The 23157-nt window shown below is 51.3% G+C and carries 20 protein-coding genes; 10 read left to right on the top strand and 10 right to left on the bottom strand.

Features of this window, described 5'->3' with window-relative positions:
* The first annotated feature begins 10 nt into the window (after positions 1 to 10).
* Complete coding sequence (locus I0P70_RS06680) at positions 11 to 2470, top strand: type IA DNA topoisomerase (RefSeq protein ID WP_196115831.1); 2460 nt, start codon at positions 11 to 13, stop codon at positions 2468 to 2470.
* 40 nt (positions 2471 to 2510) lie between these two features.
* Here the strand turns inward: I0P70_RS06680 and I0P70_RS06685 are convergent, their stop codons facing one another.
* Complete coding sequence (locus tag I0P70_RS06685; protein WP_196115832.1) at positions 2511 to 2912, bottom strand: hypothetical protein; 402 nt, start codon at positions 2910 to 2912, stop codon at positions 2511 to 2513.
* A 431-nt stretch (positions 2913 to 3343) separates the two neighbouring features.
* Between I0P70_RS06685 and I0P70_RS06690 the strand changes: the two genes are divergently transcribed.
* Together I0P70_RS06690 and I0P70_RS06695 are read left to right on the top strand one after the other, a co-directional pair.
* Positions 3344 to 4336: an SWFGD domain-containing protein gene (locus I0P70_RS06690; protein WP_196115833.1), complete on the top strand. Its 993-nt coding sequence runs from the start codon at positions 3344 to 3346 to the stop codon at positions 4334 to 4336.
* Positions 4337 to 4528: 192 nt separating this feature from the next.
* Positions 4529 to 5152 (top strand): porin family protein, encoded by a 624-nt coding sequence (locus I0P70_RS06695; RefSeq protein WP_196115834.1) that lies wholly within the window; start codon positions 4529 to 4531, stop codon positions 5150 to 5152.
* A gap of 364 nt (positions 5153 to 5516) precedes the next feature.
* On the opposite strand, the gene I0P70_RS06700 is transcribed toward I0P70_RS06695, so the two are convergent.
* From I0P70_RS06700 to I0P70_RS06715, 4 genes are all read right to left on the bottom strand, one after another.
* Entirely contained in the window at positions 5517 to 6152 is a 636-nt protein-coding gene (locus I0P70_RS06700; RefSeq protein WP_196115835.1) for a carbonic anhydrase, read from the bottom strand.
* Positions 6153 to 6166: 14 nt separating this feature from the next.
* Complete coding sequence (locus tag I0P70_RS06705) at positions 6167 to 7738, bottom strand: SulP family inorganic anion transporter (protein ID WP_196115836.1); 1572 nt, start codon at positions 7736 to 7738, stop codon at positions 6167 to 6169.
* A 170-nt stretch (positions 7739 to 7908) separates the two neighbouring features.
* On the bottom strand, positions 7909 to 9306 hold the full coding sequence (locus I0P70_RS06710; RefSeq protein ID WP_196115837.1) for an ATP-binding protein: 1398 nt from the start codon (positions 9304 to 9306) through the stop codon (positions 7909 to 7911).
* Entirely contained in the window at positions 9303 to 9983 is a 681-nt protein-coding gene (locus tag I0P70_RS06715) for a response regulator transcription factor (RefSeq protein ID WP_196115838.1), read from the bottom strand. Before I0P70_RS06715 ends, I0P70_RS06710 begins: the two co-directional genes overlap by 4 nt.
* Positions 9984 to 10100: 117 nt before the next feature.
* Here I0P70_RS06715 and I0P70_RS06720 point away from each other — a divergent pair, with 117 nt between their 5' ends.
* On the top strand, positions 10101 to 11030 hold the full coding sequence (locus I0P70_RS06720) for a cation diffusion facilitator family transporter (RefSeq protein WP_196115839.1): 930 nt from the start codon (positions 10101 to 10103) through the stop codon (positions 11028 to 11030).
* Here I0P70_RS06720 and I0P70_RS06725 read toward each other — a convergent pair.
* The 4 genes from I0P70_RS06725 to hpf form a co-directional block, all read right to left on the bottom strand.
* Complete coding sequence (locus I0P70_RS06725) at positions 11017 to 11376, bottom strand: DUF1801 domain-containing protein (protein WP_196115841.1); 360 nt, start codon at positions 11374 to 11376, stop codon at positions 11017 to 11019. The genes I0P70_RS06720 and I0P70_RS06725 overlap by 14 nt on opposite strands.
* A gap of 186 nt (positions 11377 to 11562) precedes the next feature.
* Positions 11563 to 12201, bottom strand: coding sequence for a DsbA family protein (locus tag I0P70_RS06730; RefSeq protein WP_196115843.1), 639 nt, complete (start codon positions 12199 to 12201; stop codon positions 11563 to 11565).
* 51 nt (positions 12202 to 12252) lie between these two features.
* Positions 12253 to 13035, bottom strand: a complete 783-nt coding sequence (locus I0P70_RS06735) for an SDR family NAD(P)-dependent oxidoreductase (protein ID WP_196115845.1) — start codon at positions 13033 to 13035, stop codon at positions 12253 to 12255.
* Between the two features lie 108 nt (positions 13036 to 13143).
* Positions 13144 to 13449: a ribosome hibernation-promoting factor, HPF/YfiA family gene (gene hpf / locus I0P70_RS06740; protein WP_196115847.1), complete on the bottom strand. Its 306-nt coding sequence runs from the start codon at positions 13447 to 13449 to the stop codon at positions 13144 to 13146.
* Positions 13450 to 13617: 168 nt separating this feature from the next.
* On the opposite strand from hpf, the gene I0P70_RS06745 reads away from it, so the two are divergent.
* From I0P70_RS06745 to I0P70_RS06755, 3 genes are all read left to right on the top strand, one after another.
* Positions 13618 to 14337 carry a hypothetical protein gene (locus tag I0P70_RS06745; RefSeq protein WP_196115849.1) on the top strand — a complete coding sequence of 240 codons (720 nt, stop codon included), beginning with the start codon at positions 13618 to 13620 and terminating at the stop codon, positions 14335 to 14337.
* A 63-nt stretch (positions 14338 to 14400) separates the two neighbouring features.
* A complete protein-coding gene (locus I0P70_RS06750) occupies positions 14401 to 14814 on the top strand; it encodes an OsmC family protein (RefSeq protein ID WP_196115850.1) in 414 nt (137 codons plus the stop codon).
* 833 nt (positions 14815 to 15647) lie between these two features.
* The gene (locus I0P70_RS06755; RefSeq protein WP_196115853.1) at positions 15648 to 18146 is read left to right on the top strand and encodes an outer membrane beta-barrel family protein; all 2499 of its coding nucleotides are present in this window, start codon (positions 15648 to 15650) and stop codon (positions 18144 to 18146) included.
* A gap of 101 nt (positions 18147 to 18247) precedes the next feature.
* Here I0P70_RS06755 and I0P70_RS06760 read toward each other — a convergent pair whose 3' ends face one another.
* Positions 18248 to 18550 carry a hypothetical protein gene (locus I0P70_RS06760; protein WP_196115855.1) on the bottom strand — a complete coding sequence of 101 codons (303 nt, stop codon included), beginning with the start codon at positions 18548 to 18550 and terminating at the stop codon, positions 18248 to 18250.
* A gap of 166 nt (positions 18551 to 18716) precedes the next feature.
* On the opposite strand from I0P70_RS06760, the gene I0P70_RS06765 reads away from it, so the two are divergent.
* From I0P70_RS06765 to I0P70_RS06775, 3 genes are all read left to right on the top strand, one after another.
* Positions 18717 to 21161, top strand: coding sequence for a bifunctional aminotransferase class I/II-fold pyridoxal phosphate-dependent enzyme/GNAT family N-acetyltransferase (locus I0P70_RS06765; protein WP_196115857.1), 2445 nt, complete (start codon positions 18717 to 18719; stop codon positions 21159 to 21161).
* Positions 21162 to 21197: 36 nt separating this feature from the next.
* Complete coding sequence (locus tag I0P70_RS06770; RefSeq protein WP_196115860.1) at positions 21198 to 22883, top strand: response regulator; 1686 nt, start codon at positions 21198 to 21200, stop codon at positions 22881 to 22883.
* 79 nt (positions 22884 to 22962) lie between these two features.
* Positions 22963 to 23154: a CsbD family protein gene (locus I0P70_RS06775; protein WP_007652002.1), complete on the top strand. Its 192-nt coding sequence runs from the start codon at positions 22963 to 22965 to the stop codon at positions 23152 to 23154.
* The last annotated feature ends 3 nt before the right edge of the window (positions 23155 to 23157 follow it).

The raw sequence follows: 23157 nt of genomic DNA on the forward strand, positions 1-23157 counted from the left end.
ACCCTATCCCTTGAAAGTTTGCATTGCTGAGAAACCGAGTGTTGCGCGTGAGATTGCCCAGGTAATTGGAGCCAAAACCCGTAAGGATGGCTATTACGAAGGCAACGGCTACCAGGTCACCTGGACGTTCGGCCACTTTTGCACGCTGCGCGAGCCCGACGACTACCGCCCCGAGTGGAAGCGCTGGAGTCTCTACGACCTGCCCATGCTACCCGAAAGGTATGGCATCAAGCTGATGCAGGATAAGGGCGTGGTACAGCAGTTCAACATCATCAAAAAGCTGCTCGACAATGCCGAAGAGGTAATCAACTGCGGTGACGCCGGTCAAGAGGGAGAAGTTATACAGCGCTGGGTACTCACCGAAGCGAACTACCGCAAGCCGTTCAAGCGCCTCTGGATCTCATCGCTTACCGAGGATGCCATCCGCCAGGGTTTCGCCCGACTGCGCGAAGGCTCTGAATTTGACTCGCTTTACCAGGCCGGCAAGAGCCGGGCCATCGGTGACTGGCTTCTGGGTCTGAATGCTACCCGACTCTTCACGCTCAAGTATGCGCAGGGTCGTCAGACGCTTTCTATCGGCCGGGTGCAGACCCCTACCCTGGCTATGATCGTGAATCGCCATCACGAGATCGCCAACTTTGTACCGCAGCCATTCTGGGAACTCAAGACCGTATACCGCGACACCACTTTTTCGAGCACCAATGGCCGCTTTCATAAAGAGGAAGAAGGCCAGCAGATATTGGAAGCCATTCAAAAAGATGAGCTCACCATCACGGATATCGAAACCAAGAAAGGTACCGAGAGTCCGCCCAAGTTGTTTGACCTGACCTCGCTGCAGATCGAGTGTAACAATAAACTGAGCTTGTCGGCCGACGAAACGCTCAAGACCATTCAGAGCCTCTATGAGAAAAAGGTAGTTTCTTACCCGCGTGTGGACACTGTGTTTCTTCCGGATGACATCTACCCGAAGATTCCAGGCATTCTACAGGGCCTGAGCGGCTACCAGCAGGAAGTGGCGCCGTTGCTGCAGAGCAAGATCCGGAAAAGCAAAAAAGTCTTCAACAACAACAAAGTAACCGATCACCACGCCATTATACCGACCGGTGCACAAGCCAGTCTGTATGGTCGCGAGGCGGATGTATACGACATCATCACGCGGCGCTTTCTGGCAGCTTTTTACCCGGATTGTATCGTGAGCAACACGACGGTCATGGCAGAGTCGGCTGGATATACCTTCCGGGTGCGTGGCAAGCAGATCCTGGAGCCGGGCTGGCGTGTGCTATATGGTGCTGATGATGTAAAGTCGGATAGCAGCACGGGCAAGGATGGGAATAAAGAGGAAGAGGAAACAGCTGGTATCCTGCCCAACTTCGAGAAAGGGGAGCACGGTCCGCATGCTCCGCTACTTGATAAAAAATGGACGAACCCGCCAAAGGAGTATACCGAAGCGACCCTGCTCCGTGCCATGGAAACAGCTGGTCGGCAGATAGACGATGAAGAACTGAAAGAGGCGCTGAAGGAAAACGGTATTGGGCGTCCTTCTACCCGGGCAGCTATCATCGAAACGCTGTTTAAACGCCAGTACATCCGCAAAGACAAAAAGAAGATTATACCTACCCAGATGGGCATCGACCTGATCGGAGTGATCCGCAACCAGACGCTGAAATCGGCTGAGATGACCGGGCAGTGGGAACGCAAGCTGCGTCAGATCGAAGGTGGTTCTTTTAAGGCCGAGGCTTTTCTGCAGGAGCTGCAGGACTTTGTGGTGAGTCTGGTACAGGAGGTAAAATACGACAAAGCCACTGTGACGATGGAGGCGCAGCCAGAGCCTGCCCCTGCTAAAGGAGGAACTGCCAAAACTGGCAAAGAAAAAGCCGCTGCAAAAAAAACGAAAGCCGCCACGGAGGCTATACCTGGCAAAGGCCTTGGCGCATGCCCGGCCTGCGGCGAAGGCCACATCCTGAAAGGCTCCAAGGCTTACGGCTGCATCCGTTTCAAGGAAGGCTGCCGCTTTTTGATCCCTATCGAACAACAGGGCAAAACCCTGACCGACAAACAGGTTACAGCCTTACTTAGCAAAGGCAAGACGCCAGTGATCAAAGGATTTAAAGACGAACAGGGGAACAGCTTTGATGCCACGCTCAAGTTGGATGGCAACAAGCAGGTAGTGTTGGAGAAAGCGGAGAAAACACCCGAGGTTGATCCCTTTGCGACATGCCCACGTTGCCAGCAGGGCAGCATGCTTAAAGGCAAGAGCGCTTACGGCTGCAGCCGTTTCCGGGAAGGCTGCCAGTTTGTGGTACCTTTCGAGATGGGTGGCAAGCAGCTTACTGATAAACAGATCGGCACCCTGCTTACCAAAGGCAAAACCGGTAAGATCAAAGGCTTCACCTCTGCCAAGACCGGCAACAGCTTTGACGCTGCGCTTACCATCAACGACAACTGGCAGGTCGTATACCTGCTGAACTAACCAGCACAATGGCTATAGGTATAGTCAGCAGGCATACCATTTACTTCACTGAAAACAGTACTTCGCCGGTAGAGACATTCGTCCGGAAGTCAGTGGCCTGAATCCATAGGGTATAGTCGCCCTGTGGCAGGTTGTTTGCGTTCAGCAGCGTATCGAATTCGAGTATCTTCTTATCTGGTAAGGTGGTAAAGTTGATGTGGTCTGCATCGCCACCAACTGCACGCACACGTACCTGCAACTCCTTCACTTTGTCTTTGTCAGAGGCTGTCAGCTTTACACGAAGTCCTGACGACTTTGATAACTTTTGGTTATTGGTTGGATTTCGGATCGTTAGAGCAGGCTTTGAACCATCCGGCTGCAGGCTCCCATCCTCAAACACATCTTCACAGGCTGTCAAAGAGACAACCATCACCGCTGAAGCCAGCAATTTTGTAAACTTCATAAGATAGTAAATAGAGAAAATAATCTAAAGGCCTGCAATTTACTAAATCAATATAATTTACAAAAATCATAAAATAAAAAATATTCAATTCAACAACTTCCAGCTCAACCACCTACACCGCCCCAAACAAGGCCCAATAGGCTGATTTTAAAACCTCTAAATAAACTCTACTCATTCAATAAAAATTAAGTCACTTCCAATAATTCAATTCTACCTATATAAATAGCCTTTATTTATTAATAATTAAATACAATTTATAATTCTACAAACATTACCCATATGCTATGTTATGCCCATGGCATTGGGGCGCACTCTTATCCGGCTTTTCCATCAATAACTTATGCGCACTATAGCCGTAAAAAATACCGGTATGCCTTTTTTGGCGTGCCTAAATATTGTTCTTTTTTCAAACCTAAAAATTAAGAAAAGCTATGAGAAGCTATGAAAATTTGGGTAGCAACCCATACAATGACAACTATAGGTCTGAGAGCAGAGGCTCAGGCAGAAATTATTATTCAGGAGATTATGATCCAACCAATCGCATAAGAGGCTCCTATGGTAGCGAGTCATCAGGCAGAAGCAGCGATTCTTCCCGCATGGGTGGTTTCGGTAGCGGCCGCGACAGCTACTCCTCATCAGGATATGGCGGCACCTCATCTTATGGCCGCTCCGCTGGTAGCTCCAACTACGGCTCAGGTTCTTCTAACTACGGTTCCGGCTCAAACCGCCGTTACGGCAGCAGCGACTGGGATTCTTCTAACCGCTCTGGCGACCGTGATACATGGGACCGCGGCAGCGACGAAGTAAGATCCTGGTTCGGCGATGATGATGCTGAGCGTAGAAGAAGAATGGATGATATGCGTGATCGTGGCAGCGATAGCTACCGTTCATCAAACCGCGGCTACAGTGGTTCCTCTAACTACGGTGGATCTAACTACGGCTCGGGTTCATCAAACTATGGCTCTGGCTACAGCAGCGGCAACTACGGTTCCGGCTCATCTAACTATGGCTCAGGCTCGTCTAATTACGGCTCGGGCTCATCCAACTATGGTTCTGGCAACTATGGCTCTGGTTCTTCCAATTACGGTTCAGGCAATTATGGCTCATCGAGCTATGGTTCTGGCTATGGCAGCGGCAGCAGCTATGGCTCTTCAGGCTACAGCAGCAACCGCGGCTCCAGCGACTGGGATCGTGACAGAGACAGAGACCACGACAGAGGTTTCTTTGACCGCGCCGGTGACGAAGTAAAGTCATGGTTCGGTGACGAAGAAGCAGAGCGCAGAAGAAGAATGGATGAAATGCGTGACAGAGATCACGACAGCGACTACAACAGCCGCCAAAGAACACATACCAGCTACGGTAACACCTACAGTGGACCTCCGTACTCTTATGGTTCATCCTCTCGCAGAGATTACGAATGGTAATATGAAGGCATACGGCTTATTAGTCGATGACCTGATATAAACCATACCAAGTTTAGAAAAGCCCGGCCAATACTGGCCGGGCTTTTTGCATGAGAAAAATAGTACAATTTATATATATCCTCCATTGACCTGTTTTCCCCTTCTCAGTAATTTCACCCTGATTAAACCAACCCATTTAAACAGGTATTTCCTATGAAAAGACTCTTACTGATTCTGTGCTGCTTTGCGCTTATGTCAGGCACTGGCTTCGCCCAACAACTTGGCTTTAAAGGCGGTGCAACCTACACAACATTTACCGGCGCTGACACCGACAATTACAAGTACCGGGTTGGGTATACAGGTGGTATATTTCTGCAAAAGCACATCAACAACATGATGGGGCTGCAACTGGAGGCTCTTTATACCTCCAAGGGAGCCCGCCGCGAAATCTACTCAGGCAGCAATCTTCAGACAGCCGAGGTATTTAAGCTGAACTATATCGACATCCCTTTGCTCTTCCACGTATCAGCCAGTGGGGTGTTTTTTGATCTTGGTCCGCAGGTATCCTTTATCTACAATGCCAGTCATGTGCACGAAGCGCACTCCAGCAATGGCGATAAGATTGTCACCACCAAGCACAACATTTCAGACAACCCTTACACCATCGACTTTGCTTATGTTGGTTCTGTGGGCTACCGTTCTACCAATGGCCTGGGCCTGGAAGTACGCTACACCGGCGGTTTGAAAAAGATAGATGATGAAGGTGCCTTCGCAAATCGTGAGCGTCGCAATGCCGGCTTCAGCCTGATGCTAAGCTACCTGCTCGGCGGACGCTAAATTAACTATACCTCATTTGAGAAGCTCTCCTCATTGGAGGGCTTTTTTTGTTAAAGAGATGTGGGATCAGACCCTTTCCGCAACTAAGAAAATTCGTTAAAAAGAGCACTTCTAACTCTATCCATCATCCTTGGTGATTAAACTGATGCTACTGATAAAGGTATAGGGCACCCCTTACAAGCAGCCTTCCAGAAGGATAAAGTTGTAGAATGCAACAGCTCTGACCAGGTGATGATCAGTTGTAAAACTCCCTGGCTTGCTTTTCAGATCGCCTCAAAAAAAAACAAAACCCTCGCAAATGCAAGGGTTTTGTCCAATGTAGTTAATAGAAAAAATCTAGGTAGTAGTGGTTTTTTTAATACGCTTAAGCATCTTGCTCCAGGCTGTAGATGTGCTCATAACGTTTCATGTAGTCGCTTTGCTCAAGCACGTTCAGGTCTCTCAGAAGTCCCTCGCTTAAATCGTATACCAGACCGTACAGTTTCGGAGGATTGTCAGACTGCATGGCATTCTGGATGATAGACGTTTTGGACAGATTAAGCACCTGCTCAATAATGTTTAACTCCACCAGACGACGGTGCCGCTGTTCCTCATCCTTGATGCTCAGAAGCTCTGGCTCGTGCAGGCGTATCACATCCTTGATATTGCGCAGCCAGTTATCGATCAGTCCAAACTGTTTGTTGCTGGCCGCAGCCGCCACACCGCCACAACCGTAATGGCCGCACACAATGATATCCTTTACTTTAAGCACCTCCACCGCATACTGTAGCACCGAGAGCAGGTTCATATCGGTATGTACCACCATGTTAGCGATGTTGCGGTGCACGAAAATCTCGCCCGGGCCTGTGCCGGTTACTTCATTTATAGGGATGCGGCTATCTGAACAGCCTATGTACAGGTAACGTGGGGTCTGACCCTTAGCCAATTTGTTAAAGTAATCCGGGTCTTCGTTGAGCTTAAGCTCCACCCACTTTTTATTATTCTCAAATATTTTTTCCATAGTTTTATTTATTCCTAGTGCATATCCAGCACCTGTACTTCTTCTACATTTAGCACTTCCACAAATATACCACGTTCGTGCGCTGTTTTCTTGAATTCGTGTATAGCCTCCAGCACATCGTAGTCAATATACTCAGAATTCGCCCCATCGATGATCACATGGCTGTTATCCGGCAGCTTCTCCAGCGTCAGCACAATGCTTGCTTTGTTCAGGAACGACACGTGCTCGCTCAGTTTGATGCGAATCGTTTCTTTATCGCGGTGCTCTTCTTTGTGGAAGAAGTAAGGCGACTTGTAATTGGCCTTCAGGATAAAGAATACCCCCACAGCCAGACCGATCAGGATACCTACCAGCAGGTCAGTAAACAGGATGGCCACGATCGTTACTACAAACGGAATAAACTGTTCATGCCCTAATTTAAGCTGCCCTTTGAACAGGGTTGGCTTCGTCAGCTTATAACCCACCATCAGAAGCACGGCGGCCAATGCTGAAAGCGGTACCTGGTTCAGGAAGCCAGCCAGGAACAGAACAGACAGCAACAGGAATATACCATGTATAAAGGCTGACATCTTGGTCTTGCCACCAGCGGCAACATTGGCAGAGCTCCGCACGATTACGGCAGTCATTGGGATACCGCCCAGCATACCTGCTATGATATTACCGACACCCTGTGCCTTCAGTTCGCGGTTGTTTGGAGTGCGGCGCTTATGTGGGTCAAGCTTATCGACAGCTTCCACACTCAACAAGGTCTCCAGACTGGCAATGATGGCAATCGTAAACGCTACCACGTAGAGCGAGGGATTCGTAAACTGATCAAATGCCGGCAAACGAAGCTCATTCTGCAGCGCTCCCATACTGGAAATATCAGGTAAATTAACTAAGTGGGTACCTGCTACAGCCAGCTCAGGGGAATAGTTGAGGAACAAATAGTTGATCCCGACAGAGCCAATCACCACGATCAGGGCACCCGGCACCAGCTTAAAGAGCTTGATGCGCTTCATAAATGGCTGCTCCCATAAGATCAGGATTGCCAGCGAGATAATACCAATGATCAGCGCACCTAGCTGTATAGCAGTGAAGGCATGAATTATTTCAGAGAAAGTATTGCGTCCATCCGGCTGTAAGAAGTTCATTTCACCAAAGAAGTCATCATCGGCACCCATAAAATGCGGAATCTGCTTCAGAATAAGGATCAGACCAATAGCGGCCAGCATACCTTTGATGACAGAGGAGGGAAAATAAAGACCAATGACACCGGCTTTCAGGAAACCAAGCGCAACCTGCAATACACCAGCCAATACAACGGCCAGCAAAAAGGCTTCATACGACTGCAGGGTTTCGATACCGTTAAGCACGATTACTGTCAGACCAGCTGCCGGACCACTCACACTTAGGTGAGACCCACTAAGCCAGGATACCACAAGACCACCTACTACGCCAGTAATAATACCAGCAACGAGTGGAGCCCCAGAGGCAAGTGATATACCTAAACAAAGTGGTAAGGCAACAAGGAAAACGACGAGGCCAGCAGGAATGTCTTTACCCAGACTGGCAAAATAATCTGGTTTGGAAGAGATGTTTTTCATAATAAGGTGGAGAGTAAATATTAGGCGAGCATGTAAATTAAAAGTCCCAACTCACATCCCTGCGCTGACCAACAGGCCAGCTGCAGGAACATAAGTCAGAATACTCACCTTATGTCTACAAAAGTACGGGGGAGGTATTAAGCCAGTATTAAAACGGCATTAAAATGAAATTAAAATGCGTTTTTGGCCGAAATAAATCCGATTGCCTGCGGTAAACGCAAGGTCACGACTGTCCCTTCGTTTACACGGGAATCTATCGAAATGGAGCCTTTGTGGAGTTTTATGATGCTCTCTGTCAAGGGCAGACCGATGCCATGACCCGTAATATTGCGTACATTGTTTGCCCTGAAAAATGGCACAAATACATGTCTTAGGTCGTGCGGTGCTATACCTACTCCCTTATCTGCAACCTGCAACACGACCTCCCGCCGGTCAGCGGAAAGCCGCACGGTGCTGTACTCTCCTTTCGGTGAGAACTTGGCGGCATTTTCCAACACATTGACAATGGCGATCAGCAGCAGCGCGTCGTTGCCTTTCACGATCAGGCGGTCCTCATCATCAGGCAGGTTGTCAAAATCTATGTTGAACAGCGCCCCCGGATGTCGCTTTAGCGCCTGCTCGTGCGCCATCCACAGCAACTCGTCGAAACGCAACTGGGAGAGCTTGATTTTAGAGGTATCCACGCTTGCCTGCGCTATCTGCAGCAGGCCGTTTGACAGTTCAGCCAGGAGCCGGGCATCTTCGAGGGTGGAAGCCAGCACCCGCTGATACTCTTCTTTCTCGCGGGATTTCATCAGCGCCACCTCCAACTCACCGATCATGGCTGTAAGCGGCGTGCGCAGTTCATGGGAGGCGTTGGATACAAAGGTGCTCTGCATTTCAAATGCCATCTCCAGCCGGTCCAGCATCTTGTTGAAGGTCTGTGCCAGGTGCGACAGCTCGTCCTTGCCGCCTGCACTGCTCAGGCGCAGGTGCAGGTCAGAGGCACTGATCTTCTCTACCTCGCTCACCACTTTGGTAATAGGACGCAGCGCTTCACGGGCAAAAGCCCAGCCCGCCAGCAGCACCACTACCATCGACCCCAAAAAGCCCACGATCAAGATGACCTTAAGGTGCTGCAGCTTGCGCAGACTATAGGCATCCACGGAAGAAGAGAGCACGATAAATTCGCCCTCATTGTCTTCGTACAGTATGCCCACGACCTGGCGTTCATCATGTGCGTACTGCACCATGCCCTCCTGTTTCACACGCTCCAGCACCTCTGGCTCCACATCCAGTTCTCCATCTCCGTCTGAGAAAAACAGGCTGCCGTCCAGCCGGTAAATGCTCACCTTTTCATAAGGTAGCACCCTGTAGTACCGGATCTGATTGCTGCGGCGTGCCCTTTCGCTCACTTCGTCAGCCTCCAGTATATGGGCGGCCGTGTCATAGGCCCGGCCCTCGATGCGCTTGTAAAAGTCATCCTGCCGGTAGAGGGAGGTGAAGTAATAGATCACCAGCGAGAACAGGACCAGGATCAGGGCAAATATACCTGCAAACTGCAGGGTCAGTTTACTGCGAATGGTCATGCGTCGTCCTCCTTGAGCACATAGCCCATGCCCACCAGGGTATGGATCAGTTTACCAGGAAAGCCTTTGTCTATCTTTTTGCGCAGGAAGTTGATGTATACATCGATCACGTTGCTGCCCGTGTCAAAAGAGGTTTCCCATACGTTCTCGGTGATATCGACGCGTGAAACGACGCGACCACGGTTGCGCAGCAGGTAATGGAGCAGGGCAAATTCCCGGGCCGTCAGGTTGATGGGCTTTCCGCCACGGATCACCGTCTTGCTGCTTAGGTCCATTTCAAGGTCTGCGATGGAGAGCTTCTCCCCTCCCCCATTGTCGCCTGACCGACGGGTAAGGGCACGCAGTCGGGCCAGCAACTCCTTGAACTCGAAAGGCTTGGTGAGGTAGTCATCCGCCCCGGCATCCAGCCCGATGATCTTATCGTCTGTGGAACCAAGCGCTGTGAGCATCAGGATCGGCACCTGTGATTTTTTCTTCCGGATGGCCTGGCAAACTTCCAGCCCGTTCATGTGCGGCAGAATAATGTCCAGTATAATGAGGTCATACTCGTTTTGCATGGCCATCTTCAGGCCAAAATTACCGTCATAGGCCTGCTCCACTTCATACGACTGTTCTTCCAGACCCTTTTTGATAAAGGAAGCTACTTTGGGTTCGTCTTCTACCAGCAGTATTCTCATATTCCAGTCACCGTTTACGTGTTTACCCGGACAAGATACGACTAAAACGCTACTGAGCCGTCCGGCAGCTTGCAGTTGCGCCAATATCTGTATATTTTAGATGAAGACAAACAGTTTATGGCACACGATCATCACCATCACGGAGGCCACGGCCATCACCATCACCACGGAGGCGACAACATCAAGGTGGCTTTCTTCCTGAATCTGGGCTTTACCGTGATCGAGATATTTGGCGGACTCTGGATCAACAGCATGGCCATCCTTTCGGATGCGCTGCATGACCTGGGCGATTCGCTTTCACTGGGCCTGGCCTGGTACTTTGACCGCCTCTCGCGCAAAGGCAGCGATCAGCAGTACTCTTACGGGTATAAACGTTTTTCGCTCCTGGGGGCTGTTATCAATTCGATCGTTCTATTAATTGGCTCAGGTATCGTGCTTTGGGTTTCGATCCCGCGCCTCTTTAACCCGGAGCCCGTGCATGCACCTGGTATGATCGGATTTGCCATACTGGGCGTGCTGGTGAACGGAGCCGCTGCCTTGCGTCTCAACAAGGGGGAGTCGCTGAACGAGCGGGTGGCCATGCTCCATCTGATGGAAGATGTGTTGGGCTGGGCGGCCGTGCTCGTAGGCGGTATTCTTCTTTATTTCTTTGACTGGCCCATTATCGACCCGCTGCTTTCGTTGCTCATCACCTGCTTTATACTCTACAATGTCGTGCGCAACCTGCGCAAAGGTCTCCAGATTCTGCTGCAGGGTACTCCTGCCAATATCAGTTTGCAGGAAGTGCGCCGACGGCTGCAACTTCTACCTGAAGTGCGCTCCGTGCATGACCTGCACCTATGGACGCTGGATGGCATGAGCCATGTACTGACCATGCACGCCGTCGTAAATCAAAACCTGAACTTAGAAGAAGCGCATGGTGTAAAGCAGCGTATACGCGATACCATGCAGGACGCGCACATAGACCACGTAACGGTGGAACTGGAAATGCCGGGGCAGGAATGTAGCCAGGAGCACTGTACCCCTGACCTGCCTAGTTCTGGTTAAGAAGCACCGCCTGGCGCACCAGGTCGCTGAAATATTCTTCGTCTATGTCCTCGAGCGTACGCAGCTTGATGTGCGGCAGCTGCCCATTGCGGCTTACCAGGCGCTTGTTGGGGTCATCTAGTTCTTTTCCGCGGAAAAAGCCGAAATGAAGTCCGCTTCGCGAAGAGGCGAAGTAGCATACGGGGCCGTAAAAGAAATAGCAGGGATTTTCCCAGCGCACACACTCTTCCAGATGAGCAGCCGTCTGGCTGATGATGCGGCGTACTGCTTGCGCTAATAGCTGTTTCTCAGGTGTAAGTTTGTCGATGTACTCATCGACCTGGTTGGTGGATATCTTGCTTCTCATACAGGGTATGTATCGGCCTGAGTGGCCTGAGCCGTTAATTTACAGCTAAATATACATATCTTTTAATATTGGAGCAAAAAATCTATCATTGCTTATACAAGGCACTTCTTATTCTGTTCCAGTACACTATGCAGTTCCGGGTAGATAAGCCTGTCTTTCACAAATACTTATACCTCAGGTATAGGGTCAGGCCATTTCCAGATGCTGTAATAACCTTTCTTCTAATTCATCGAGCTGGCAGAAGCCGCTGGCGAGCAGTTCCGGCCCCATGCCTCCTTCCATGTATACACTGGGCAGGTTTGTAACCCCTAGCATCTCGACAAACTCAAACTCCTTTTCGGTTGCATCAATGATTTCCTCAGCTTCAAACAAGGTATAGAACAGGTTTTCCTGGATACCAAAAGGGCGGACCACATGGGCGAGCACCTGCGGATCAGCCAGGTTCAGGCCATCGGCATAGAAAGCGGAGTGCATGGCCCGCAGTATCTCAAGCGTGAGAGCAGGCCTGAGGCGACGCACCACATGCAGGGCGCGGCAGGCGGGTTCCGTGTCGTACACAAAGTCTTCCTGCAGAAACAGGCTGTAGTTAAACGGCAGACTGGTACGCTCCTGCACCCGGTGCCAGCTTACCGCCAATCGCTCCCGCTGCTCACGCGAAATGGGCTCGCGGGCAAACGGATGAAGCCCTCCGGCCACCACCTCTACTGTCAGCCGACCATGCCACAAGGCGCGCAAGCGACGGATCACGTGCGTGAAACCGTAGCACCAGGCGCACATCGGGTCGGTCACATATAGCAGTACCGGGTTGTAAGGACTGTTGGTCATAGGCAATTTTTACACTTCCCTTTGGTTTTACCCCAATGCCTGCAGATAGGTTCAGGCATAAATCATCTTTATGGTCATGCCGCCGTCTATCACCAAATGCTGCCCCGTGATAAACCCAGCTTTGTCGGAGCACAAAAAGAGCGCTGCTTCGGCGATATCCTGCGGCTCCCCTACCCGGCCGGCCGGGTGCTGCTCCTTATCCTCGCGGGTATGCTGCGGCTCATAACGGTTCTTCTCTTTTTGCCAGGGTCCGGTTTCGATCCAGCCGGGAGCAATGGCATTGACCCGGATGCGGTCAGGCGCCAGACTCACGGCCAGGGAATGGGTGAGCGCCTCCAGTCCGCCTTTGGAAGCCGAGTAGGCGAAGGTATCGGGTTCTGACATGAAAGCGCGTGTGCTCGTGATATTCAGGATGGCAGGATGCGCTGACTTGCGCAACAGCGGCAAACCATATTTAGCACAAAGCATGGGCCCACGCAGGTTTACCGCCAGCACCCTATCGAATTCGGACATATGCATTTCATCCAGATTGCCAATAAAAGGATCGGCTATACCTGCATTGTTCACCAGCACGTCCAGCTGACCGTACTCCTCCTCCACTTTTTGCATCAGGGAAACCACCTCCTGCTCGGCGCTCACGTCGCAGGGTATAAAGCTGGCAGTCAGTTGCCGGGCCTGCAGTCGTTGCAGGGCTTCCTGTCCTGCTTCCTCGTCCGCATCGGTTAGCACGACGCGGGCCCCCGCCTGCCCAAAAGCCTGGGCTATACCCAAGCCTATACCTTGCGCTCCGCCGGTAACCAGTACTACTTTGTTTGTATAATTTGCTGTGGCCATACGTTCTGTTTTATGTTGCTATACCTGCCTGCACCCAAAGGCAAACCCGCTGCCGGGCAGGTACTATACCTGGCCACGCAGCGGGTTTGCCTTGCTGTGCCCCTCGGCTTATCTTTTCTCGAGCTGGCGCTTGAGTTTATCTTCTACGTTCTTCAGCAACTCATACCAATTGTCACCATTGTCTTCAGCAAATGCGTCGGTGCCGGGTATACCTACACGCATGCTCAGTTTCTTGGCATCGGTCGCGTGGTTCGACTCTTCTTTGAAGTACACGTCCACAGAGTCTATCTTCTTGGCGTGGCGCTTCAGTTTGGAGATGGTGTTGCGAATATGCTGCTGTACGTCATCTGATATCGAAATGTCTACAGCCTGTACGTCAATCTTGATTCCTTCGAAATTCTCTGTATAATTCATGTTCTGTCTTATAAGTATGGTGTAAAATGGGAGGCTTTGTTCAGAGCATCCCGGTGCTGAAATTAAACGGTCGCCTGCCATTAAAGTTTACGCTGACAAAGTGCCTTGCGAAGCAACATCGCCCCGGCGCCGTTCGTTTTTATGCATAATCACCCAAGGTTTACCGTTATGCAAAACTTACCTATCAATTGGCTGACAGAAGGATTGCTTGACTTTGAATACAAAAAATACCGCTTGCTGGCCTACCTGCAGGCCGTCCGGTCCGAGTTCGGGCAACAGCGCCTCTACCCTGTCTTTTCTGACCTGATCATGCACTACCGTAACCTGCAACAGGTGCGCGAACATAAGAAGCTGGTTTACGAAGCCTTTCCGCAGCAAATTACCCGCGCTGATTTTGAGAAGCTGGAGCTGGTATATGAAAAGATCGTGGAGGACGACGAAACCATGGCCCAGATTGAAGAGGTGATCCAGTATGCCGCACCGCTTTTTCAGGAGGCAGTGTACCAAGGCAAGGAGCTGTATGACTTTATAGAGCGCCACATCGAAATCAATCCGGTGGGCATTACGCCGATGTACTTCAACGAGGGCTATCTCTTCCTGGACGCCTTTCCGGGCAAGGAAACGCAGGTGTATGTATACCGCATCACCGTTTTTGAGAACACCTATGAGAAGTACCGGGGCATCAACACACAGTTGGTCCGCACAGTGCGCCGCGGGCTGGCCCAGACGCACGAAAACCTGAAGGTACAGCTGGTCAAAGAAAACCAGGAGCTCCCTAATCCCGCTACTTTTGTGGTAGTAGCTAAAGTACCCTGCCCCCTCGACAGCGCCCTGCTTCCCATAGCCAAACGATCGCTGGTGAAGTATGTGACGCGCCTGGCAGCCTAAGTCAGACTTGGTGCAAAGGGTATAAATTTATACCTTCGGACTTCAGAAAACGAGAAATACACCATGGAGATCAACCTCACCCGCGTAGACCAGGACTATCACTTCGAAGCCAGAGGCGCAGCCAATGTCGCCATTAACATAGATGCCAACCCCGAAATTGGGGGCCACAACGAGGGTGCCCGCCCGATGGAGCTCATGCTGATGGGCCTGGGCGGCTGCAGCGCCATCGATATTATCAGCATCCTCAAAAAGCAGCGTCAGTCCATCGAAAGCTTTGACATCAATGTGAAAGCAGAGCGCCAGAAGGTAGAGGAGTTTAATCTCTTCAGCACCATTCACATTCATTTCAAGATCGGCGGTGAGTTAGACGAGGACAAAGTACGCCGCGCGATTGAGCTCTCACTGGAGAAATACTGCTCTGTAGCTGCGATCCTCTACAAGACTGCCACGATCACGCACTCATTTGAGATTGTGTAGTCAACAACACCCTCTCCCTTCATAGAGGGCCCTTATCCCAGAGGGGAATTGGGAACGATTGTCATCCCCCTGCCACCTTCGAAGGGGGACTTTTCTGTATCTGTCACACAGCAGGTATAACGCTGTAGCTTGCATTTTACTGAACCGGGTCCAACCACCCCTACCCCTCCTTATCCTTTAAGAGGGCCCCTACCCCCAGGCGGGGGGCTTCTGCTACTGAACTTACAGGTATAAGCCTTGTAGCATCTGTCACGAAACACTGGCAGGTATAGCAAAACTAACTCGCACGCTCACTATGAAACAAGTAGCAGCGCCAGGTGCGCCAGAATGACTACCCACTGTTTGAGCGTTCAGCGAGTTTGGGGAGTCTTGATTTTTTTGCTTACTTTTTTCATCAAGGAAAAAAGTAAGGCCCGCCCGGCCAGGGCAAAAGTTGCCCGCCGCACAGGCGAGACTATAGGACAAGTCACGTTGCTATACCTGCAACAGCAGCAGCTATTCCTATACCTACACCTATACCTGGGCCAGAGGCCCCACCATAGTAGACACGAGCGAGGACGCTCGCGCCATAGGGCCTTGAAGCTATACAGCAACAGTCGCATGCCTGCAAAAGGTAACCGCACTATACCTAACAAACCACCTTTCCCTCCACCAACCTCCCCTATTTACCGACGAATGGCTTATAGGCTATATTCGGCTATTCATATAGAAATGCGACGCCTTGGTATATTCCGTTTTCAGGAGTCAAAAACCCGGTTTTTCTTTACATCAGCAAGAAATTACAGAAGACCGGAAATATGAAAAGAGAACGTATACACCAACTCGAAAAAACTATGAAAAAGAGCCTGCTGCTCGCCCTACTGGGACTGAGCACGGTGCCGGCTCTCGCACAGGCTCCGCAGGCTGCCCCACAGCAGCAGGCCGCCTCAGGTATGGCCGTGCCGCGCGGCAACGCCACCATCGTGGGTATTGTGCAGGATGCTGACACCAAAAAACCGGTAGAGTTCGCTACGGTTGCCCTGATCAGCCTGGCCACAGGCAAGCCGATCGATGGAGCCATGGCCGACGACAAGGGCCGCTTCACGATCAGCAAGGTAGGCGTGGGTAAGTACAGACTGCAGGTGAGCTTCCTGGGCTATCAGCAGAAGCTGGTGGAAGACGTGATGGTAACTTCTGACAATGCCAGCGTGAACGTAGGCGCCGTATCCATTGCCTCTGACGCCAAAAAGTTGAGTGAGGTGGTGATTACAGGTGAGAAGCCACTGGTGGAAGAGAAAATTGACCGCACGGTATACAACGCTGAAAAGGATATCACCAACTCGGGTGGCAATGCGGCGGATGTGCTGCAAAAAGTACCTGCCCTTTCCCTTGATACAGACGGCAACGTGCAGCTGCGCGGTAGCTCTAACGTGCGTGTACTCATCAACAACAAGCCATCAGCCATCATGGCGGGTAGCGTGGCCGACGCCCTCAAGCAGATCCCGGCAGACCAGATCAAATCTGTGGAGGTTATCACCAGCCCGTCTGCGAAGTATGATGCGGAAGGTACAGCTGGTATCATCAACATCATCACCAAAAAAGACGGTGGTCTGCAGGGTGTGACCGGTTCGGTAGCAGCTACTGCAGGCACCCGTAACAGCAATGCCAACGCCAGCCTCAACATCCGTCGTGGCAAGCTTGGCATCAACGGCACCTTCGGCGGCAACATGTTTTACAATCACGGCAACATGAGCAACACCATCCTGGCTGGCAACACCACCAGCTTTCAGTATGGCAAGACCCGCATCAACGGCTCGTTCATGAACGCTCTGATCGGTTTTGACTACGACCTCACTCCGAAGAACAACATCTCGGGCAGCATCCGCACCAACGGCGGTACCTTCCGGATGGAGAATGACCAGGAGGTGAACAGCCGCGAAGGCAATACCCTGATCCAGGACTTCCGTAACGAGATCCGTAACCGCAACGAGCGCATTGGCACGGACTATAACCTCGACTATACCCGCACGTTCAAGAAGCCAGGTCAGGAACTTGCGCTCCTGTCACTCTACTCAGTTACCAATACCGACAACGACATTCGTCAGGACTACCTGAACGAAAGCGAAAACCCCTACCTGCTGAAGCGCAACCTGAACGAAGGCGCCAACAAGGAGCTGACCTTCCAGGCGGATTATACCCATCCGTTTGCCAACAAAACGATGCTGGAACTGGGTGCGAAATCTATTTTCCGTGATGTGGAAAGTGACGCCCTGTACCGCGACATCCTGAGCTCAGGAAACGAAACGCGCCGCACCGATGCCTTCTTCTACGAGCAGGATGTGTACGCTACTTACATGACCTACGGCTTCATGCTGAAGAAAAAGCTGAACGTGAAAATGGGTGGCCGTTACGAGTATACCGACATCAACGCTGACCTGCAGGGTGACAACGACTACGCACTGAACTATGACAACTTTATTCCGAGTGTGGCCCTGTCGTACAACTTGAAGCAGAAGCATACTTTCCGCGCCAACTTCACGCAGCGTATACAGCGTCCTTCGCTGTTCTATCTGAACCCATACGTGCAGGAGCAGACCTCCAACACCCGCGTGCAGGGTAACCCGAACCTCGACGCCGAACTGACTGACCTGTTTGAACTGGGCTACAGCACCTTCTTCAAGACAACATCCCTCAGCGTAACCGGCTACATGCGCCAGACGGATAATGCAATCGAAACGGTGGCTACCATCGAAAGAGAGACAGACACCAACGGCCTGCCGGTGGACGTGACCACCCTAACGTTCGACAACATCGCCAAGAACAAAACCTACGGGGTGAGCTTATTCGGAAATACAAAGCCGACCAACAACTGGACGATCGGTGGTAGCTCCAACATCTATTATGTAGACCTGAATGGCAAGTATGCCAGCAACAGTGGCTGGATGTACAACATCAACGCCAACTCATCTTATACCTTCGGTAAAGGTATATCGGCACAGTTCAACGGTGGTTTCAACTCCCGCCGCATCCAGTTGCTGGGTGAGTTTGCTGCCTTCTCGTATCACACCATCGCCATCAAGAAAGACCTGTTCGACAAGAGAGGCGGTATCAGCCTGGGCCTGGATAACCCGTTCAGAGAGAGCATGCGCATGCGTAACGACGTGCGTGTGGAGGAATCGCCTACCAACCCAAGAGCCTATACCCAGCAGATCCGCATCAACAACTTCAACCGTGGGGTGCGTGTGAGCTTCAACTACAACTTCGGTAAGATGGAGCAGCAGCGTCCGCCTAAGCGCAAGAAGAGCATCCGCAACGACGACGCCAAGCAGGGCGATAGCAACGGCATGAACTAAAAATTAACCCTCCCTTTAACCCAGCAAAAAGCCTCTCCGCAATGGAGAGGCTTTTTCATTTCCTGGCTACAGTAGTTTCAGTTTATTGCAACTAAGTCTTCTTATTTTTTGAATTGTTCAAGCCACTCAACTGCTTCCGCTTTGTCCGTAAACATGCGGGTGGGGTTCTTCGGCTTGTTCACATGTATATAAATATTGGCAGCCATCTTTACCATTGGTGAAGCCACCAAAATAGCACTGGCTGAAACACCTGTATTACCTTCGTCGGCCAGGTAGTCGCGTGCTTCTTTGGTAGAGTGCTTTACTTGCGTAATATCAAACAAACTGGGGTATACCTGCTCACCAATGTAGTTTAGCCGGTCCTGCACACAGATACGGGCTTTTGCCAGATCAAGCTCTCTCACCTCATTATAAATACAGTACAAGATTCCCTCTCTCAAACAAAGTTCGAGGCAATCCGTTTTAATTGGACTCTTTTCGTATTCTTTTTCGAAATTTGCCATTCAAATTTGAATTGGATCTAATGTTTGCATGTTCGGCTAGAGCAATAATGCAGGCATAACAAAACACATGGCAAAGATACGACATAATAACATCATTGATACGGTTGATTCCGTACTTTCTGTTTCTAAAAAAAAGGGGATCATCCACCTGCATGCTGAAGACCAAAACCTTAGCGGCCAGCACTTAACGTTGCATGGCAAGCAGGTGCTACACTTTGGCACCTGTGGCTACCTGGGACTGGAGCACCACCCGCAGGTAAAGCGCGGCGCCATCGATGCCATCGAGCGCTACGGCACGCAGTTCCCGATGTCGCGCACCTACATCTCCAATCCTTTGTACCGCGAACTCGAGGCTCTGATTAAGCAGCTGTACAACGCACCGGTCGTTATCTCTAAAAATTGTACACTTTCGCACCTCACCGTTATACCTAGTATCATACGCCAGTCGGACCTGGTTATACTTGACCACCAGGTACATGCCAGTGTGCAGGAAGCGGTGAAGAAGTTACTCAGCCAAGGCGTTACTGTGGAGATGGTACGCCACAACAACCTGGAGATGCTCGAAGACCGCATCAAAAAGCAGCGCGGCAAGTTTGAGCGCATCTGGTACATGGCCGACAGCGTGTACTCCATGTACGGCGACTTCGCCCCGATCAAAGAGCTCATCGCTATGGCTGAAAAATACGAGCAGCTATACCTGTACGTGGACGATGCGCATGGCATGAGTTGGGCTGGCAAACATGGTACAGGCTATGCTATGAGCCAGATGCCGGATGGTCTCTACCGTAAAATGATCCTGACCGCCAATTTGGGCAAGGCCTTTGGTGCCTGCGGCGGACTGTCGCTCTTCCCTAATGAAGAATGGTATAACAGGGTCAACAACTTTGGCGGTCCCCTCACCTTTTCGGTACAGATAGAGCCTGCTACGCTAGGAGCTGCCATTGCATCGGCCAAAATCCACCTGAGCGATGAGATCTATACCTACCAGCGGGAACTGCAGCGCAAGATCGCCTATTTCAACCACCTGCTCAAGCAAACCGATCTGCCCCTTGTACACGAAAGCGAGAGCCCGATCTTCTACATCGGCACCGGCACCATGGAAATGGGCAACCACCTGGTACAGGCCTTGTTGCAGGATGGGGTGTACGTGAACCTGGCTACCTTCCCGGCTGTACCGGCCAAGAACATCGGGGTGCGCATCACCATCTCCCTCACCAATTCAGACGAAGACATCGAAGAATTGGTACGCAAGCTGCAGCTGCATTTCCACCTGGCCCTGACTGCGACTAACCAGACGCAGGAGAGTATCCGGAAGGCCTTTAAGATGGCGCCGCCTGCTCAGTCCCTTGCACCAGCAGTTGCTCAGCCAACTTCTGCCAGCGGCATCAGCCTGCAGCGCTATACTTCCATCACCCAGATCGAGGCGGGGCTCTGGAACAAGCACCTGGGCCACAGGGCTATGTTTGACTGGGAAGGCATGCGCTTTCTGGAAGATTCGTTCAGCAACAACCCTGAGAAGGAAAACAACTGGGATTTCCGCTACTATACCGTGCAGGACCCGGAGGGGGAAGTGGTATTGATGACCTTTGCTGCTATTGCTTTGCTTAAAGAGGACATGTTTTCGCAGGCCTCCATCTCCAAAGCACTGGAACGCGAACGGGAGGCCAACCCTTATTACCTCACCACCACCGGCATTGTACTGGGCAGTTTGTTCACCGAGGGCAACCACCTCTACCTGGACCGTAACAGCCTATACTGGAAAGAAGCTCTGAAGGCACTGTTATCGGAGCTGAGCAAAGAGCAGGAAGCAAACCAGGCCAGCAGCATCCTGCTCCGCGACCTCGACGATCAGGATCCGGAACTGGATGAATTTATGGTGGAGCAGGATTTCGTGAAAATGCACCTGCCGGAGTCTTGTGTGGTTGAGGATCTGAACTGGACAGATGAGGATGGCTTCAGAAAGACGCTCTCCAAGAAAGGACGCGAGAACTTTGTGCAGAAGATCAAGCGCAATGAGCACTTCTACGACGTGGTGATCAAAGACCGGCTCGACGCCGAAGAGCTGCAGCACGCCATGGCCTTGTTCCGCAATGTGAAAAACAACAACTTCGCCATCAATAACTTTTTGTTTCCGGAGAAGATGTTTCAGCAGCTCAACGAAAGCAAGGCTTGGGAATTTATCGTACTCTATATAAAAGAGGAGTACTCGATCAGCCGCAAGCCGGTAGCCGTTGCCTTCTGCCACAGAAATGTCGCGAATGTGTATAGCTTTATGCTGATCGGAATGGATTACGAATACCTGATGACTTACGGGGTATACAGGCAGACGCTTTACCAAGTAATAAAGCGCGCCAATGCCCTGCAGTGCACACAGGTAAACATGGGGATATCGGCCACCATCGAAAAGAAAAAAGTAGGCGCAACTCCTTATCCGAAAGTTGGCTATTACCAAAGTAAAGACAACTTTGCATTGGAGATGATGGGTGCCACCTTTGCCATTGAAAAAGAATAGGACAATAACACCGGAAGCGGTGAAAAAACGAAGCGAGTGAAAGTACTAAAAGAGCGAATAGAGGAGATCATGTCCCTGATCACCGAGGTTGCCAGCGGAAACTTCGACTACCAGATCGAGACATCCGAAACGGGTGACGAAATGGATGCCGTGATTGCGGGGATCAACATGCTGGGTCAGGAACTTAAAAGCTCCACCGTATCACGGGATTTCATGCAGAGCATCTACCGGGGCGTGGTGGACATGCTCCTGATTCTCAATCCTGACTTTACGATCCGGTCTGTAAACGAGTCGTTGGAAGAAGCCCTGGGTTACCGGGAAGACGAACTGCAAGGCAAGCATTTGTCGGTGCTGCTTCCCAAAGACCATGTGCCGACGCTGGTGTCGCTGATGGAACAGTGCCGCTCACAGGACAAGTGCCTGAACAAGGAGTTGCAATTCAAAACAAAGCAAAGCCAGCCAGTGCCGGTTTCCTGCTCTTTTTCCCACATCCGCAACAGCCACAAAGAAGTAGACGGTGTGCTGATCGTGGCCAAAGACATCACTGAACTGAAGCAGAACGAGAAGGCTCTGCGCAAGGCCAAACGCAAGGCAGAAGCGGCCAACGAGGCCAAAAGCAATTTCCTCTCCAGCATGAGCCACGAGATCCGGACGCCGCTCAATGGCATCATGGGCTTTACGGACCTGCTGCTGGGCACCGAGCTGAACGACACGCAAAAACAGTACATCAACCTGATCAAATCGTCGGGCACCACGCTCACCAAACTGCTCAACGACATACTGGACCTCCACCGAGTAGAGCAGAACAAAATCTACCTGGAGGCCATCCCGTTTGAACTGCGCGAAAACCTGGAGGCCAGCCTAGGCCCGTACCGGCACCTGGCCGAGAGCAAGGGGCTGCGCTTTGACTGCTCCTTTGATCCTACTGTGCCGCAGTGGGCAATCGGCGACCCTACCCGCATCAACCAGGTGGTGATCAACCTGGTGAGCAATGCCATTAAGTTTACAGAACAGGGCAGCATTGAGGTGCTGTTTAAGGCCGAGCAGCTGCCCGATGATGAGCTGTTGCTCTACTGCTCTGTGAGTGATACCGGCATTGGTATACCTGCCAACAAGCAGGCCCTAGTGTTTGAGTCTTTTACCCAGTCCGACCAGTCTACCTCCCGCAAGTACGGCGGCTCCGGGCTCGGCCTGGCTATCAGCAAGAAGTTAGCCCGGCTGCTGCAAGGCGACCTGCAGGTGATCAGCCCATTGCCCGGCCAGAAGCAGGGTTCATTGTTCTGGTTTACGATCCGGCTTAAGCGCATGCAGGTCAGGCAGCCTGTGAAGCAGGAAGTGGAGGACGACAGCAGTTACAGGGTGCCTGCAGGCAAGCACCTGCTGGTGGTAGATGACAACGAGATCAATGTGATGCTGCTAGAGACGGTGCTCGAAAACTTCGGGGCAAAGGTAACTGCTGCTTTCAGCGGACAAGAGGCCATCGACCTGGTACGCAAAGACAAGTTTGACCTCATCTTTATGGATGTGCAGATGCCCGGTATCAGTGGCCTGGAGGCAGCACGTACCCTGCGTCAGGAAAAAAACGATACGCCGATCATTGCCTTTTCGGCCAGCGCCTACAGCAGCGACATCGAAAACAGTCTGGCCTCGGGCATGAACGACTACCTCTGCAAACCCTTCGAGCAAAGCGACCTCGTTGGACTGCTCAGAAAGTGGGTATAGCCTCTCGTTTCAAACGTATGTCCTGTTTCACCCGTAAAACAAGGTATAAGATTTATATAAATTTAAAGTCTAAAATACGATGAACGAAACAGAATATAGAACCAGAGGAAACTGGAACGAAATGAAAGGCAAGATCAAGCAGAGCTACGGCGACCTGACCGATGATGACCTGACCTACGACGAAGGCAAGCAAGACGAGTGGCTCGGCAAATTGCAGCAGAAGACCGGTAAGGCGAAAGGCGAACTCAAAAAATGGATCGACTCGCTTTAAGCT

Origin of the sequence: Pontibacter sp. FD36 (assembly GCF_015686655.1) — a bacterium.
Lineage (GTDB): Bacteria > Bacteroidota > Bacteroidia > Cytophagales > Hymenobacteraceae > Pontibacter.

Coding starts and splice junctions, on each gene's coding strand:
- I0P70_RS06720 (WP_196115839.1), top strand. CDS start 10,101: ATGGCACACGATCATCACCATCACGGAGGCCACGGCCATCACCATCAC.
- hpf (WP_196115847.1), bottom strand. CDS start 13,449: ATGAATTATACAGAGAATTTCGAAGGAATCAAGATTGACGTACAGGCT.
- I0P70_RS06710 (WP_196115837.1), bottom strand. CDS start 9,306: ATGACCATTCGCAGTAAACTGACCCTGCAGTTTGCAGGTATATTTGCC.
- I0P70_RS06735 (WP_196115845.1), bottom strand. CDS start 13,035: ATGGCCACAGCAAATTATACAAACAAAGTAGTACTGGTTACCGGCGGA.
- I0P70_RS06755 (WP_196115853.1), top strand. CDS start 15,648: ATGAAAAAGAGCCTGCTGCTCGCCCTACTGGGACTGAGCACGGTGCCG.
- I0P70_RS06685 (WP_196115832.1), bottom strand. CDS start 2,912: ATGAAGTTTACAAAATTGCTGGCTTCAGCGGTGATGGTTGTCTCTTTG.
- I0P70_RS06700 (WP_196115835.1), bottom strand. CDS start 6,152: ATGGAAAAAATATTTGAGAATAATAAAAAGTGGGTGGAGCTTAAGCTC.
- I0P70_RS06705 (WP_196115836.1), bottom strand. CDS start 7,738: ATGAAAAACATCTCTTCCAAACCAGATTATTTTGCCAGTCTGGGTAAA.
- I0P70_RS06715 (WP_196115838.1), bottom strand. CDS start 9,983: ATGAGAATACTGCTGGTAGAAGACGAACCCAAAGTAGCTTCCTTTATC.
- I0P70_RS06690 (WP_196115833.1), top strand. CDS start 3,344: ATGAGAAGCTATGAAAATTTGGGTAGCAACCCATACAATGACAACTAT.
- I0P70_RS06765 (WP_196115857.1), top strand. CDS start 18,717: ATGGCAAAGATACGACATAATAACATCATTGATACGGTTGATTCCGTA.
- I0P70_RS06775 (WP_007652002.1), top strand. CDS start 22,963: ATGAACGAAACAGAATATAGAACCAGAGGAAACTGGAACGAAATGAAA.
- I0P70_RS06730 (WP_196115843.1), bottom strand. CDS start 12,201: ATGACCAACAGTCCTTACAACCCGGTACTGCTATATGTGACCGACCCG.
- I0P70_RS06695 (WP_196115834.1), top strand. CDS start 4,529: ATGAAAAGACTCTTACTGATTCTGTGCTGCTTTGCGCTTATGTCAGGC.
- I0P70_RS06750 (WP_196115850.1), top strand. CDS start 14,401: ATGGAGATCAACCTCACCCGCGTAGACCAGGACTATCACTTCGAAGCC.
- I0P70_RS06725 (WP_196115841.1), bottom strand. CDS start 11,376: ATGAGAAGCAAGATATCCACCAACCAGGTCGATGAGTACATCGACAAA.
- I0P70_RS06745 (WP_196115849.1), top strand. CDS start 13,618: ATGCAAAACTTACCTATCAATTGGCTGACAGAAGGATTGCTTGACTTT.